13 protein-coding genes are annotated in these 15,686 nt (G+C 47.3%); 6 read left to right on the top strand and 7 right to left on the bottom strand.

Annotated elements, in window-relative coordinates; genetic code table 11:
* Positions 1–38 precede the first annotated feature (38 nt).
* The 4 genes from LY387_RS19330 to LY387_RS19315 all read left to right on the top strand — a co-directional run bounded on the left by LY387_RS19330 (position 39) and on the right by LY387_RS19315 (position 5,880).
* Positions 39–1,796 (top strand): sodium:solute symporter family transporter, encoded by a 1,758-nt coding sequence (locus tag LY387_RS19330; protein WP_234497474.1) that lies wholly within the window; start codon positions 39–41, stop codon positions 1,794–1,796.
* Positions 1,797–2,017: 221 nt separating this feature from the next.
* A complete protein-coding gene (locus LY387_RS19325; RefSeq protein ID WP_234497473.1) occupies positions 2,018–3,154 on the top strand; it encodes an AI-2E family transporter in 1,137 nt (378 codons plus the stop codon).
* Positions 3,155–3,332: 178 nt separating this feature from the next.
* Complete coding sequence (locus LY387_RS19320) at positions 3,333–3,680, top strand: antibiotic biosynthesis monooxygenase family protein (RefSeq protein ID WP_234497471.1); 348 nt, start codon at positions 3,333–3,335, stop codon at positions 3,678–3,680.
* 238 nt (positions 3,681–3,918) lie between these two features.
* Positions 3,919–5,880, top strand: a complete 1,962-nt coding sequence (locus tag LY387_RS19315; RefSeq protein WP_234497470.1) for a polysaccharide lyase family 7 protein — start codon at positions 3,919–3,921, stop codon at positions 5,878–5,880.
* A 78-nt stretch (positions 5,881–5,958) separates the two neighbouring features.
* Here LY387_RS19315 and LY387_RS19310 read toward each other — a convergent pair whose 3' ends face one another.
* The 4 genes from LY387_RS19310 to LY387_RS19295 all read right to left on the bottom strand — a co-directional run bounded on the left by LY387_RS19310 (position 5,959) and on the right by LY387_RS19295 (position 8,668).
* Positions 5,959–6,417, bottom strand: coding sequence for a DoxX family protein (locus tag LY387_RS19310; RefSeq protein ID WP_234497468.1), 459 nt, complete (start codon positions 6,415–6,417; stop codon positions 5,959–5,961).
* Between the two features lie 25 nt (positions 6,418–6,442).
* Positions 6,443–7,468, bottom strand: coding sequence for a porin (locus LY387_RS19305; protein ID WP_234497467.1), 1,026 nt, complete (start codon positions 7,466–7,468; stop codon positions 6,443–6,445).
* Between the two features lie 58 nt (positions 7,469–7,526).
* Positions 7,527–7,976 (bottom strand): MarR family winged helix-turn-helix transcriptional regulator, encoded by a 450-nt coding sequence (locus LY387_RS19300; RefSeq protein WP_234497466.1) that lies wholly within the window; start codon positions 7,974–7,976, stop codon positions 7,527–7,529.
* Positions 7,977–8,290: 314 nt separating this feature from the next.
* Positions 8,291–8,668: a hypothetical protein gene (locus LY387_RS19295; protein WP_326492008.1), complete on the bottom strand. Its 378-nt coding sequence runs from the start codon at positions 8,666–8,668 to the stop codon at positions 8,291–8,293.
* Positions 8,669–9,208: 540 nt separating this feature from the next.
* Between LY387_RS19295 and LY387_RS19290 the strand changes: the two genes are divergently transcribed.
* Both LY387_RS19290 and LY387_RS19285 read left to right on the top strand, forming a co-directional pair.
* Positions 9,209–10,060, top strand: coding sequence for an ABC transporter substrate-binding protein (locus LY387_RS19290; protein WP_234497465.1), 852 nt, complete (start codon positions 9,209–9,211; stop codon positions 10,058–10,060).
* Positions 10,061–10,073: 13 nt separating this feature from the next.
* Positions 10,074–11,546 (top strand): methyl-accepting chemotaxis protein, encoded by a 1,473-nt coding sequence (locus LY387_RS19285; RefSeq protein WP_234497464.1) that lies wholly within the window; start codon positions 10,074–10,076, stop codon positions 11,544–11,546.
* Between the two features lie 73 nt (positions 11,547–11,619).
* Here the strand turns inward: LY387_RS19285 and LY387_RS19280 are convergent, their stop codons facing one another.
* From LY387_RS19280 to LY387_RS19270, 3 genes are read right to left on the bottom strand one after another with little or no spacing between them, the layout of a single operon-like run.
* Entirely contained in the window at positions 11,620–13,182 is a 1,563-nt protein-coding gene (locus tag LY387_RS19280) for a hydantoinase/oxoprolinase family protein (RefSeq protein ID WP_234497463.1), read from the bottom strand.
* Positions 13,179–14,312 carry a DUF917 domain-containing protein gene (locus LY387_RS19275; RefSeq protein ID WP_234497462.1) on the bottom strand — a complete coding sequence of 378 codons (1,134 nt, stop codon included), beginning with the start codon at positions 14,310–14,312 and terminating at the stop codon, positions 13,179–13,181. The genes LY387_RS19280 and LY387_RS19275 overlap by 4 nt, the downstream gene beginning before the upstream one ends.
* On the bottom strand, positions 14,299–15,600 hold the full coding sequence (locus tag LY387_RS19270) for a cytosine permease (RefSeq protein WP_234497461.1): 1,302 nt from the start codon (positions 15,598–15,600) through the stop codon (positions 14,299–14,301). Before LY387_RS19270 ends, LY387_RS19275 begins: the two co-directional genes overlap by 14 nt.
* Positions 15,601–15,686 lie beyond the last annotated feature (86 nt).

Below are 15,686 nucleotides of genomic sequence, written 5' to 3'. Positions count from 1 at the left end.
CATTGCCCGGCTTTTTGCGTTTGTAAGTAAGGAGAATCATGGAGACACTTGATGGTGTAATTATTGTTGGCTACTTCGCGTTTGTGCTCTTTGCTGCACTGGCGTTCAAACGGTTTACCACTGACTCTTCAGGCTTTATTCGAGGCGGCGGTGCCATGATGTGGTGGATGGCGGGTGCAACGGCTTTTATGACTCAATTTTCTGCCTGGACATTCACAGGGGCAGCCGCCAAAGCCTACGAAGATGGTCTTACTGTACTGTTTATTTTCTGGGGCAACGCACTTGGGTTCTTTGTCGCCGCTTGGTACTTTGCTGAGCGATACCGAAAACTGCGCGTTGAAACAGCGATGGAGGTGATTAAGATTCGCTTCGGTCGAAGTTCAGAACAAGTATATACCTGGATTTCATTCCCTTTGACCATATTGTCTGGAGCGATTTGGCTCAATGGCTTGGGGATCTTCGCGTCAGCCGTGTTCAATATCGATTTGATGGTCACCATCATAGGTGTTGGCGTACTTGTGACCTTTATTGCGGTTAGCGGCGGCTCTTGGACGGTGTCGGCAACGAATGTTATTCAGCTTATCTTGCTAGTGGCGATTACCATGACTGTTGGTGCGTTTGCACTGATTGAAATAGGCGGTCCTATCGAACTGGCTAACGCCTATCCGACAGATAGTTTTATGGGTCATGACATCAGCTACTGGCAGATTTTCTGGTTGTGGTGCGTGATCATGATGATGAAGCAGACGATGAACACCAACAACGCGCTGTCATGTTATCGCTTTCTGGTGACGACGAATGAGCGCGAAGCTAAAAAAGCAGCGTTTGTGACAGGTGTGCTGTTTATCATTGGGCCTGTGATGTGGTTTATTCCGCCTTGGGTTACTGCGGCGATGAACGTGGATTTGATGGCCTATTATCCCAAACTCGCGGAAAGTGCTAATAACGCGGCATACGTTTATTACATCGACCACTACCTCCCGACTGGGATGCTGGGGCTAGTGCTTGCTGCAATGATTGCAGCGACGATAGCGCCAATGACAACGGCACTTAACCGGAACGCGGGTATTTTTGTGCGTAATGTTTATCAGTCGGTCATTAATCCTCAAGCATCCGAGAGCCAGCAACTGACGGTTGGCAAAGTCGCGACGTTAGTAAACGGTGTGCTGTGTGTGTTTGCTGCTTTGCTATTCGCATCGGTTAAAGAGTACAGTTTCTTCGACATTATGATGTTGTTTGGCGCTTTGCTTCAAACGCCAATCTCAATTCCGTCGTTGCTCGCATTTGTCACTTTAAAGACGCCAGATTGGTCTGGATGGGCGACAATTGCGGTTGGCTTATGTGTCTCGGCATTCATGCAGTTCGTGTTCCAAGTGGATTGGTTGTTGCCGTTGTTTGACGCGGTAAGCTTTACCCACCGTGAAACGGTAGATCTGCAAGTGGCCTCGACCATGTTAGCGCATATCTTTATTACCGGCGGATTCTTTATGTTCACCACTCTGTTCTATCGCAACCCAGTCGGTTCGAGAAAGAGTGAACTGAATCAACTCAAAACCAATCTGGGAACACCGATAAGCAAAGAGGAAGAGGCGCCGGTGGATTATAGGCAAGGCGCGTACCTTGGCCGCATGTGTCAGGTGCTTGGTTTCTTGGTCATGTTAGTCAGTATTACTGCGGACTCTTTGCATGGGGCAAGTATCTTCGTTGTGATTGGTGCGCTAATACTGCTCGCTGGTACACACTTATACCGTACCCGAAAAGGAGGGGATGAGCCGTGTGAGCTATCGGCTAGTTAACTCCAGACTCAAATAACCTTATAAAAGCCAGCACAGTTGCTGGCTTTTATTTTGTCTATCTTCTTGCTAGCCCACTTTGGTGAACTATAGTTGAAGTTAGTCAAACTTGCGCTATATAGCCTAATGGGATCAATACGTTAGCCAAAGTGTTGAGTCATAAAGCAAGGTATTGAAGAGAACTTGGCTTGCCATTAATGCTTTCACTAGAAATGGAGTATCCAGTGAGTAACGAAAAGGACAACCTCAAAAAAGCCCTATCGGAAGCGTTTACCGCGTCGTTGATTCGGTTTTCGACCATAGTGTTTATTGTGATCATGTGTTGGTGGGCATTTGCCCCATTTCTACCGATTCTGTTATGGGCGTTGGTATTAGCCATTGCTCTGTTCCCAGTAAGAAAGTTCTTTGAAAGGAAGTTCAACTGGACATCGAAACGCAGTTCAACCGTGATAGCCTTGGTTGGTGTACTGGTGCTTGGTACACCAGTTGCACTGGTGGGTAACTCGCTGGCAGTCAAAACCCTGCAAACTTACCAGCATTATCAAGATGGTGAGCTACATGTCCCGCCTCCGCCTCAAAAGGTCAAAGAGTGGCCTTTGATTGGTGAGGATACTTACCTAGCGTGGAGCGAAGCTGCGCGAGATCTTCCGACCTTTGTTGATAAGCGCCAACCTCAGCTTAAGAATGCTTCGGCGTGGTTTGTTGATAAAGCGAGTGGTGCCGCCAGCAGTGTCTTCTTACTGATTGGCGCGGTGATAATCGCAGGTATTATGCTCGCTTGGGCAGAAGATGGGACCAAGGCAATGCGCCGCATCTTCACTAGCTTTGCCGACGAAGAGAAAGGCCCAGAGTTACACAACTTAACAACAGCAACCATCAGGCAGGTGGCCGTTGGTGTTATTGGGATTGCTTTTCTCACCGCAACCATATTTGGCGCCGTCATTGCCTTAGCGGGTGTACCAGCTGCTGCCTTACTTACTGTCGTCGCTTTAGTGTTTGCCATTACCCAGCTTCCCGTCACTATCATCGCGATTGTCGCCGTTGCAATGCTTTGGTCGAACACTGATGGCTCGACGGTTCACAATGCGATTTTTTCCGTATTGATCATTGCTGCGAGCTTGGTCGATAACATCCTTAAGCCTATGGTGCTGGGGAGGGGATTAAGTGTCCCAATGCCAGTGGTGCTCATCGGCGCGATAGGGGGCATGATGTCAGGTGGTATATTAGGTATGTTTATTGGCGCCGCTTTCCTCACTGCGGGTTATCAGGTGTTTATGAAGTGGGTAGAAGCCGAGAACGAGAAAGGTCAACCTAAAGATAAAGCGCAACCCGAAGAGAAAGAGACTTCTGCTACTAGCTGATAACCTCTAGGATATTTCAACCCGCCTCTAGTTCGCTAAAGGCGGGTTTTCTATTTTTAGCGTCTCAAGAATAAGTCACAAGGCCATGTGACGGGACTTACATTGACAACAGAACGCTCTTCGACAATACCTAAGTAGTTCGCTCAACTATTTTGAGCTTTGGTATAAAGGATGTCTTATGAAAGAGATAACAATGCTTGGACTACTCACCGCGTCGTTGTTTTCAGTCTCAGCCAATGCGGAAGTGATTGAAATCGCCACATTTAAACTTAACGAAGGTGTTTCAGTAGAAGAGTTTGCCCCACTCGACAAAGCGGTGGAAGTGCAGCATGTCTCTCAGCAGCCTGGTTTCATTTCACGTGAAGCGGCACATGGTGAAAATGGTGAATGGCTAGTGGTCGTTCATTGGGAAACCATTGAAGATGCCGATGCCTCGATGAACAGTTTCATGACAGCGGAAGCGGCGAAAGAGTTCATGTCTCATCTTGACGCCAATACGATGAGCATGAAGCGCTACACCAAGTAATCTAGGGGCTCTCTCTGTCACTACAGGGAGAGCCATTTCTTATCCTGCCTAAAATCTAACCGCCATCACAAAAGACCACAATTATCCGACGATTCTCTCATTTGAGGTTTTTTCTGCTTATTTTGTAATACAAGATTATGAGATTATAAATGTGTCAAAAGGTAAGCCTATGTAAGCAAGAGCTTAGGTAGTACATCTTGCTTTATGGGTGGTTGAACAACTCATAAGTGATGGAACCATGAAGAAAAACTATCTCAAATCCCTACTAGCTTCATCTATCGTCCTTGCAATGACCGGGAGTGCATTCGCAGCAAATTCAACGACAATCAATACGCCAGCCCCTGTTTCAGTGGTGGCATCAAGCCATGACGGAAATGCTCCGGAAATGGTGCTTGATGGAAACACTAAAACACGTTGGTCCGCCAATGGTGTCGGTGAGTCGATGACATTCGACTATGGTCAGAATTTGGCATTTGATGCGGTAAAACTGTCATTCCACAAAGGCGATAAGCGCACGACCAAGTTTGATATCGAAACCAGCCTAGATGGGTCAACTTGGACCAAGGCAGTGACGGATGGCGAAAGCACAGGTAAATCGCTCAACCTAGAGCGCTTTGATTTTACAGAAACGACGGCACGATATATTCGCTACGTCGGCAAAGGTAACAGTAGCAGTGCTTGGAACAGTGTGACTGAGTTTGTCGGTGTGAACTGTAAAACGGACTTTTGTTCAGACCAAGAACTGCCACGAGCCGATATTTTAAAACCTGTGCTTATTGAGGCGACTAGCCACGATGGTAACGGCCCTGAGCGCATGTTTGATAATGATTTGAAGACCCGTTGGTCCGCTAATGGTGCCGGTGAAAACGTCACCTACGATTACGGCAGCGTTAATACGTTTGATGCGGTTCGTCTGGCGTTCCACAAAGGTAATGCTCGTTCAACGCTGTTTGATATTGAAGTGAGTGTTGATGGCAGGACGTGGACCAAAGCCTTAGAAGGAGGCGTAAGCTCTGGTGCGGTCAACGGTTATGAGCGTTTTTCTTTCGACCCGGTCGAAGCGCGTTATGTTCGATACGTGGGTAAAGGCAATTCAAAGAGTAGCTGGAACAGTGTGACTGAGTTTGCCGCGTTGAACTGTGCCATTAACTCCTGTCCTACCAATCACATCATCACCGAAGAGGTGATTGCAGCAGAAAAAGCCGCAGAAGCGAAGAAAAAAGCGACTGCGAAAGTGGATGATAAGCGAAAAGATCTTCGCAAGGGTAACTTTGGTGCCGTTGTCGCGTTGCCGTGTGCAACAAGCTGTAAGTGGGACGTACCGTTACAACAACCTGTGTTGCCAGACACGCCAAAAGCGGGCAATAAGCCTGGTGAGAACTTTGACCTGACATCTTGGTATATCTCCATGCCGTTTGACCACGATAAAAATGGTAAACCAGATAATGTTTATGAGTGGGATCTTGCTAACGGCTACGAGCACCCAGAACTCTTTTACACGGCCGATGATGGTGGCCTTGTATTCAAGACCTACATTAAAGGTGCACGTACATCGAAGAACACTAAGTTCGCTCGTACAGAGATGCGCGAGATGCTCCGTCAAGGTGATAAGAGTGTTGATACCAAAGGTGTGAATAAGAACAACTGGGTATTTAGCTCTGCACCAATTGAGGACCAAAAAGCCGCAGGCGGCGTTGATGGTGTTCTTGAAGCGACACTGAAGATAGACCACACCACGACAACCGGTGAACTCAACGAAGTGGGTCGCTTTATTATTGGTCAGATCCACGACAAGGATGATGAGCCTATTCGTCTCTACTACCGCAAACTTCCAAACCAAGACAAAGGTACGGTCTACTTTGCGCACGAAAACACCATTAAAGGCACTGACAAGTACTACAACCTTGTCGGCGATATGACGGGTGTAGCGAAAGATGGTGACGGTATCGCTCTTGGTGAAGTGTTCAGCTACCGAATTGCGGTTGTCGGCAACGAAATGACGGTCACGCTGATGCGAGAAGGCAAACCAGACGTGGTTCAGGTGGTTGACATGAGCGAGAGTGGCTACGACGTTGGCGGCAAATACATGTACTTCAAAGCAGGTGTTTACAACCAAAATATCACGGGTGACCCGGATGATTATGTTCAAGCGACTTTCTATCAGTTGAAGAAGTCACATAATAAGTTTGCAGCGAACTAATAGCTAAGTGAGCTGAAAAGTCATGAAAGCCGGCGCACGTGTCGCTGGCTTTTTATTGACGAGACAAGAGAACGGATTTTAGCGAAAAGCGAGGCGGTTATTTGAGATATATTTGTTCTCTATGACTGCGTCTAGAGAGCATTTACCAGCACCAGCCAATGTGAAATACAAGAATACAGAGAAAAGCGTCCACTGATATTCTAGTCCACCATGAAGTGAGTTAAGACCCGCAGAGATACCTCCTAATGTATATATGGCGACACTCATACAAACCAGCAGACCTAATGAAGCGAGTCGAGTTGCCAAACCAAACATTAGGGCCAGTCCTCCTAGGAACTCGGTATAAGCGGCTAAATAGGCACCTAATAGTGGGAAAGGGACGGCGTTAGCCTCCAGAAATGGCACGAGACCTGCTGGGTTTAGCACTTTACCGAATCCATGATAGGTCATGATGAATCCCACCATAACTCTTAGTATCAACTCTAGCTTTCCATTTTCAGACGTAGCAATGAGTCTTGGGACGATCTGATTAAGCATTCTAGTTTCCTTTTTCGCAGATGAGTTAGTAAAAATATTCGAGGCCAATGACGTGAGTATCGCCAATCGTGCCGCTGTCTCCGCCGTTAGAGAAACGTCCTTCTGAGAGGGCAAGTAATTTCGGCGTTACATAGTAATGAATGCCGTAGCCAACGAAGCGTTCGTTCTCTGCGCCCCAGTTTCCGTAGACTTGAGCGTGATGAAGGATGAATTTAAGCTTGCTGTTAAAGGTGTATTCACCCACTACGTCATAGGTGTAATCATTTAGATTGGATGCTTTACCGTGTTCATTTAGATTAGAGCGCGTTAATGTGGCGCCGACATACCACTGACCTTGGCGGTAGCTCATGCCAACGTTATGCGTTGCATCGCCTTTGTCCTTGTATAGCTGTCCGCCTGAGCCGTATAAGCCAGCGTTGTGATAGGAGTAACCGATTCCAAATCCGTCACCAAAGAAGGGTGAAGCACCATAGGTGATGGTGAATGCTGAGCCATCCGTTGTGAAAGCATCATCACTGTAATCAAAGCTTCGCTCTGATTCTGAGAGCTGCGTCGAAGCAACAAAGGTCCATTTGTCGTAGCTGTTTTTATAGAGAAGTGTATCGCTGTTTCGCCAGGTTGCTTGAGCCGCTGCAACGTCCTGAAAGCCTAAGTAGGCCATCTTCAAGATTGGAAGGTGAGAGTAGTTTGCTCCCCAATCTTTACCAAACCAAAGCGTACCGAGATAACTGTGTTCGACACCCACGTACTCATAGCGTTTACGAAGCTTGCCGTTCTTTATCTCTGTTCCTTCTTTCAAGTCTAAGAAGTTAAGATCGTACTCCATTCTGCCAAAGACGCTCCAATTCTCCGTAATAGGAACGTTTGCCGTCAGATTTGCGCGCACCTTAGCTTCTATGGGGTTTCCCTCCTTCGAGCCTTCGACGAGTGGCCCTCCATTGGTTTGGTAGGCACCAACCAAGCCGTTAAGCGAGACATAATCCTGAATTTCGAGCGCACAAAGTTGGCTCGCAGGTAGCAACATAGCCACTGCAAGAGTCTTTTTCATCATTTTACCTTTTGAAGATTTGACCAAAAAAAAGGGGCTGGTCAAGCCCCGAAATGCCGTATTAGTTTTTCTCTATAAGAGAAATAAGGGCGCTTTTGAGCTGCGCCTCTTGGTTATCGTCGAGTGTGTTGAGCCACTGACTTTGAATAGTAGTAACAATGGTATTGCCACTTTGATGTACTTCGCGTCCTTTTGACGTGAGTTGGATGAGTTTTACTTTTTGATTGGTTGGATGCGGGATGATGGATACAAGCTCGCGTTTGAGCATGTTATCGACCATGCGCTTTATGGTACTGCGCTCTCGCATGAGCTTATCTGCTAACACCTGTTGTGGCAGGTGCGTATGGTAGCTGAGTATCTCTAGCGCTTTCTGCATCTCAGTAGTGATATCGTGCGCACTCAAAAGTTGCTCCTGTACCTCATTTCGAAAACGGCGATAGGCAACCCCCATAAGGAAGAATGTCGATTCGTCGAGAAGTGGCGTCGCGAGCGTGTCATCTTTGTATGCCATTAAAATACCTTCAAGCATGAGTTCTTTTCTATCACTAAAGTAGTACCACTAATGCTAAGGTCTTTTTGTTGTAGCTGCAACAAAAACGGAGTGGGTTTCATAGCCTGTTGCAAACTGTACGAATTGGAAATGGATTAAGCGGTGACAGGTATCTGGATGTAAAAAGGCAAGACAATTGATGAACCAATACCATCTTACAACGATGGTATTGGTGAAAGTATGTCGTTATAGATATAGCTTTGTTTAGTGCGCTTTATACAGGAGTACTAGATAGCGTTGTTTTTTCGCTGCCCAGAGTAAAGCGGTCGTAGTCCTTAAGGATATAGTAGGTAACAGGCCGCCAGCATAGGCCAAGCCGCAAAGAAAAGGAGATTACTCATTGGTTCTAGATACTTAGGGAAAGAGATCAGTGTTGAAATGCCATGAAGAACTAGAACAGATAGGTAAGTGATATTTTTCTTATATCCGACGACGAACGCTAGTACAAAAACGATTTGCAAAGCACCGAGTAAGATAGAAATTCCACTAGAGATATTGAGCCCATAAAACCCAGCGAACACTTTTATGGCATGCTCCGGCACCAGTACCTTGTCTAATGCCCACATAAGAAAGACCAAGCCGATGCTCAGTCTTGTTAGCAAAAGTCCGATCGCGAGTTGTGTATTTAACTTCGGTTCAAACGTGGTTGTCATTACTTTTTCCTTTAGGGTTGTGTTACTTCCAACAACACGACCTTAGTAAAGGAAATTTGATTGCAGCAACGAGTGTAAAAATGTGTTTCGGTGAATACTTTTACGCGGTTACTAACGTCAGAAAGTTCTTAATAAATCTGCGACTTCGGTGTGTAGGCTTTATTAACCTAGCTGGCCTCTAGAAATTTGTGGTTAACTTTTGTTCAAACGGATATCTTCGCATTTGTAGCACGATGAAATAAAGTTTTAGTCGTTGATCTTGCACATTAATACTCGCGAAATATTTTTACTCAATAACAAGCTGTGAATCTAGTCATAAAGGCTATTTAAACTTCATTCGGCGTTTCACCGAATCGTTGACTGTAAAATACTAAGCGGTTACATTCCCGCCAAAATAACGACAAATTGCGTATTGTGGCGAAGACTGCAAATAGCGATTACACCTCCCCTTACAAACCTGACTCTTTCAGGCATACCCCGTTGTACTGAGACGTCGTTTGATGTCGCAGTGGTTATTAGTATCAGAATATTAGGTGCACCATGAAGAAGTTGCTTTTGGCTACTTTGTGTGGGGTGTTGTCTTTCTCATCTTTAGCTCAACCGCTCAAAGTGGCCGGTAAACCAGATGATGACAAACTCCATCTAACCTTGATTAAAGAGATCATTTCTCGCTCCGAGCAGTACTCTTCCATCGATTATATCTACGCAAAAACTGGCGAACCCGCTGGCACACGTCTACTGGCCGATCTTGAAAATGGCACACTTGACGTAGTTTGGACGGCGACCAGTCAAGAGCTTGAGCAGCGCTTCGATGCCATTCCGTTTCCTATCTATCGTGGCATGTTGGGGATGCGTATTGGACTAGTAAGTAAGGAACGAGCGAACCAGCTTGAGTCGGTAAAGTCTGTGGGACAATTGCAACGCTTATCAATTTGTTCAGGCAAAACCTGGCCAGATACTGCCATTATGGAAGCGAACGGTCTATCGATTGCTAAATCGCTCAAATACCCAAACATCTTTGACATGCTGGTGGCAGGTAACCGCTGTGATGCGTTTATGCGTGGTGTTATGGAGCCTTGGGCGGAGGTGAAATCTCACCCTCATCTGCCACTGCAGGTGGATAGCAACGTGATGCTTCGCTACAAGATGCCGTACTTCCTGTTTGTGCGTAAGGGCAATGATGCCCTCAAAGAGCATCTGTTTAATATCATGCTCGATATCCACAATGAGGGGCTTTACGAAACCATGTTCTTTGCGGATAACGAAATCAAAGCCGCATTGAAACAGGCAAATTTGGGTGAGCGTGTCATTCTCGATCTCGACAACCCAAATATCACCAGCGCGACCAAAGCGATCCCAGAGCACTTCTTTTTTGACCCGTTAGCACAGTAATCACGGTAGCATTATGAACAGATTGACGAAAAAAATAATCCTTGTTGTGACGCTAGTTATGACACTTGTGACTGCGATTGCTCTATCAACGCAGTACGTTTTAACCAAGAAGAATGTTGAGGCAGACCTTGCACAGGTCACAGCAGAAATTGAGCAAGAGTTGCAAGTTATCTTGCAAGAGCCGGTTTACGTATACGATAAAGCGCTCATCGGCAGTATCCTTGATGCCTATATCAAAAATGGCACCATCTCGAGTATTGTGGTCCGCGATCAAAATGGTAAAGAGATGAACCAAGTTCGCCAGCAAGCGGCTGAGTTTGAATCGCGTATTGCTATTAAATGGGATGGTTTGCCAATTGGTTCAGTATCTCTGGGCTTTAACAGTCAGCAAGCGAGAAGCGAGCTGCAAAGCTTAATGCTTCGTTCACTTATGATGTTTGGCACCTTGTACCTTGTGGTGATTGTGTCTCTTGGTTACATCATGGACCGCTTGGTCGTTACGCCAATTAAAGGCATGGCGAAAAGTATGAATGACATTGCCGCTGTTGGAGGTGATCTGACGTCTCGCGTTACCGCAACGTCTAATGATGAAGTAAGCGACTTGGCGAAGGCGTTCAATCGCTTTGTGGAGACAGTTCAAGAGATTGTTATCGATACCGCTCGCACAACAGAGAGCCTAAAACAAAACGGTTCTGCTATTACTTCAGTGCGCACTTCAGTGAGTGAGCAAACAGAGAATCAGCTTAAGCTCACTCACGAAAGTTTGAGTAAGATTGAGCAGTTTAACCTGGCGACCAGCGAGATTGCAGCGAATACCGAGAATACACTGTTTAAGTCTAATGATGCACTATCACTAGGCGCATCGAGTGAGCAGGCGATCGCTCAAAACGTATCAAACGTTGAGGATTTATCCGTTAACCTAGAGACGGCAGCAGAACGTGCGAACGCGCTTAAGAATCGAAGTGATGACATCGGTCGAGTGGTAGAGGTTATTAAGGCCATTGCTGAGCAGACAAACCTTCTGGCACTTAATGCGGCAATTGAAGCTGCGCGTGCAGGTGAGAGTGGACGTGGCTTTGCGGTAGTAGCGGACGAAGTACGCGCGCTCGCTAGCAAGACTCACGATTCAACGAGCGAAATTGAGTCTATTATCGAGAGTCTTCAGCAAGAGGCAACCGAGTCTTTCAATGCGACTCAAGAGTCCAAGCAGTTGGTTGAGTTAACCAAGGTGAGCTCTGATGAAGCTCAAGAAGCACTGACTAAGATGATTGAAGCGGTAACCAGCATCAACGCAATGGTGGACTCGGTCGCAAGTGCTTGTGAAGAGCAATCCAATGTAAGTAATACTGTCGCGCAAGACATGCGAGAGCTCGATACTAGCGCCGCTGACATGCGCACTGTTAACGATGAGCTTCAAGTACTTGCCGAAGCGATTACCTTGAATACCACAGAGCTAGATAGCCAGATTCGTCGCTTTAAGTATTAATCTTCTATTGATACTAAAACGCCTCGTCGAACGATTATTCGATGAGGCGTTTTTATTTGTCTGAAGCAGTAACTTAAGCGATCCTGCCTGCGGCTTTTATTTTGACGTGCACCATGTTGCCTTGCAGGTAACTTAGCGGTATCTCACTGCGCTCGATCACCGACACGCTGTTTGCGCACGCCCCTGCTTCCATGGCGAGTTGGCAGGCTTCTTTCTCCAAGTTGGCCAATATCTCAGCTCGCTGGTTGGGTTCGATGGGGACAATCTTATCTAGCTGACCCGATATCTCGCCGAGCGCGACACCAATCGCATTGGCGACTTCAAAGTGCTCAGGACGCACTACAGAGCTGACACCTTCAAACTCATTAGGCATTAGCGCGCTGCCACCGCCAACGAGAATAACGGGCACTTTAGTAGCAGAAGTCTTCATTCTATCGATGGCATCTTCGACCTTTTCTACCATATGTGTGTATATTTGATTGGCCGTTTCTAGCTCCAAATAAATAGGCTTTTGCTGTGCTTTACCTGTCCATGTCATCACTTGCTTGGTAAGTGCTACGTCGGTAAGGGTTAGCGTACCTCCGCCAAAACTGAGCGCCTTCTGAGTCAGTTCATGACCGACACTTTTAGGACCTAACTGAATGTCACCATCGGTGAGCGTTACTTTGGTACCACCGCCAATGGCGATGGCTAAAATGTCCGGCATGCGAAAGTTAGTGCGCACTTCACCAAGCTCGACGGCTACGCTAGATTCGCGAGGGTAGCCATGTGTCAGTGCACCCACATCTGATGTGGTACCGCCGACATCGACCACAATGGCATCATCAAGCTTAGTGAGATGACTGGCACCGCGAATGGAGTTGGTAGGACCGCAGGCTACGGTAAGAATAGGGTACTTAAGCGCAAAGTCTTGCGACATCAGTGTTCCGTCGTTTTGCCCGAAATAGGGCGTAACGGCGATGCGGTGTTTCTCTAGCGCGTGGCAAAATCCTTCGACAAAGCGTTTCGCTGTGCCTTGTAGAGCCGCATTTAAAATAGTGGCGTTCTCACGCTCTAAGATACCCAGACTGCCAACCTTATGCGAAAGGGAAATGTTAACCTCTGGCAGCTCCTCTCTCACCCACTGTTCAACCAATAGCTCTTGGTCACCGTTCACGGGAGAAAACACACCACAAATCGCTATAGAATCAACCTTGCCCTTCATCTTCTGACATAGCTGACGGATCTCTTGCTCATCCACGTCTGCGATTTTTTGACCGTCGTACTCATAGCCGCCGTGGGCTTGATAGAAATGCTCGCCAAGGAGCGTTTGCCAAGATGCGCTCCAACCACAAAGAGGTGGAACTGCGCTGCCGCTCGGCAGTGCTAGGCGAAGCATGCCTACCTTGTCGAGACCTCGCTTCTCAACAATGGCATTGGTACATTGAGTCGTGCCAAGCATGGCATGTTTGACACTCTCACCTGTCAGGTTTGCTTGGTGCAATAGTTCATCAATGGCATTGTCGATGCCTGTCGAAATATCGTGTGTTGTGGCTACTTTAACCTTAGAGATAACCTTGAGCGACTCATCCAATAGGACACCGTCTGTGTTGGTTCCACCGACATCGATACCGAGGCGATAAATAGCGGTTGTCATAGCTCTGCCTCCGTATTTGTACGTTTCGAAAGGTTTTCGATGGCGACATACTCAACGCCATAGCCAAAGTAATCGGGACCGGCGACTTCGATACCCTTGACAGTGCGCCATTTGGGATCGCAAGGGTAAGAGATAAGCTCAATTCGCTGTCCGTATCTAAGCTGCTCGGTCGTGATTGGCTGCCCAGTTTCATGGTCTAGGATGCTGATTAAATCGGGTGTACAAGCCAATAGCGATTCTTGGCTCATATCACTCGCCTTAGTTCCCTTGTGAGCGAGCAACAGTTCATTTTGGAAATGAACGTAGACGGGATCCGCATTGCTTTCAGAGTTTTTAAGCGGTTCAATGACGACACCTCCAGTCACGAAACCTCCGCCAGTATTTCGATCGATATCGACAATCTTACCGCTAATAATTCGGTGTCCTTCAACGATCTCCAACACGGCATCGACCGCACTGTCACCGCGAGCATTGGCTTCACGAATGGCTTTACCGATTTGCATGGCTTTGGTCAGGGTCGCACCAAGTGCGCTGCGTTTGAGCTCCTTGCCATACATAGGGTAATCACACATCGCAGCAGAGCCACCCATTTGCTCAGTGATTGGGCGAGCAAATCGCTCAGACCAAACACCGTCGATAGGGTGTAAAGTCACGACGTTACCCTTTTCATCGGCAAGTGTGTTGGGTGCGGACGGCAGACCGTCTAAATAAAAGGTCACCATTTGCGACTCTGGGAATGCGCGCCCCATAGCATCACAGTCGATCACTGGGATCCCTTTTTGTGCCGCAACCAAAATAGGGATCAATGAGTTGAAGCCGCCAACCTCAATAGGGAAGGTTGCTTCGATACGCTCACCAATCGCTTGTTCCATCGCTTCAAACGCCACCAACATTTGATCTTGAGAGTTGAGTTTCTCAATGGCGACGGTGGGTGCGCCGATCATAGACGAAGGCACTGTCATCCAGTCATCGTTCACCTCATCCAGCGAAATAAGCTCGACAGGCTTTTCCGCATTGGCGATGGCAACTTTTGCCATCAGCGCACCACTGTAGGGATCACCACCCCCTCCGGTGCCAAGTACAGTGGCACCTAGGGCAATGTCATCAATCATTTGATCATTGAAAATCACGAACCGTTTCCTTATTTGATACTGACAGCTTTACAAGCACAATGTAGGCAACGAAGGACGCAAGAATACCGTCAATCGCTGAAATACTGGTTAATGAGAATAGGTTGAAGAACTCGCCTGCGGTGCATGCACTCACCGCGCTACCAAATGCCCAAGCAACCAAGCCTTTTAGCATCCAGTTTGGCGCACTTTGAATACGTTCAAACTCAAGCGCAGACTTATCTAAGAAGTAGTATTGAGCTAGGTAAACACCTGCTGAAGGTGCAATCGTCACGCCTAGAAGTGTGAGAAATGCAGTAAACATATCGATCATGCCAAGCTGAGCGATAGCGAGGCCAAGAATGGTCATCATGATGACCAAAATAGGACGCGGTACATTCGGCAACACAACCGACATGCCCAGAGCACCTGAGACAAGGTTACTGCTGTTGGTCGTCCACTGAGCAAACACCAGCACGATGATCGCTGCCATACCTAAACCAATACCGAAGAACACATTGACGAGGTCGTCAGAGCCGGTCATTTGCGTGAGTAGCAAAGCAACCACAATCGTCGCGCTGTTACCAAATAGGAAGCCAAAACCGGCACCGAGAATCGCGTCTTTACGCGTTTTTGCGTAGCGGGCAATATCAGGAGCCGCGACAGCAGCGAGGATCCAAATCGACATGACATAGGAAATAGCTTCACCCATAGATAATGGTGACTCAATAACCTTGTCACCCGCGCTCTGCGCACCTGCCGCCATAAATAGGCCAACGGTAATCAGTGTCACCATGAGTGGTACTGAATAGGCGCTAAGCTTACCGAGCGCTCGGACACCATAGATAGCGGTGATCATCATGAGTACGCCACCACCAACCAGCGCAGCAAAGTGGGAAACGACGATGTCATACTGCGCTAGCGCATCGACAAGTATGTAGGCGAAAAAGTCCGCCTGAAACGCGAACCAGCCAACAAGAGAAATACCGTTGATGGCGCCTAGGACCTTACCACCGTGGCGACCAAATACAGAGCTACTCATTAACGGTGTTGAGACGCCAGATTGGAAACCAATATTAGCGCAAAGCATGGCTAGTACGGCGAGAATGGCAGAGCCTGCGAACGTCGCAAATAGGGCGTCGTGAATGGTGAGGCCGGTACTCAGAAACGCACCCAAGAACAGACCAGAGATATCAATACCAATTGCAAGCCAGATCAGACTGATGACGTACCACGAGCGTTTTGCCTTCTCGGGTACGGGCTCTAACTCAAAGTCATCAATCTTCCGTGTTGTTTGTGTGTTCGCCATCCTAAGCTCCTAAATAATTATCCATAAAGTTCACATAAAAAAAGTTAGCAGCTTGTTACATACAAATAAATACATATTATTAGATA

It is taken from the genome of Vibrio maritimus (assembly GCF_021441885.1).
In the GTDB taxonomy this organism is placed as follows: domain Bacteria; phylum Pseudomonadota; class Gammaproteobacteria; order Enterobacterales; family Vibrionaceae; genus Vibrio; species Vibrio maritimus_B.
This window is presented reverse-complemented; position numbering and strand designations above follow the sequence as displayed.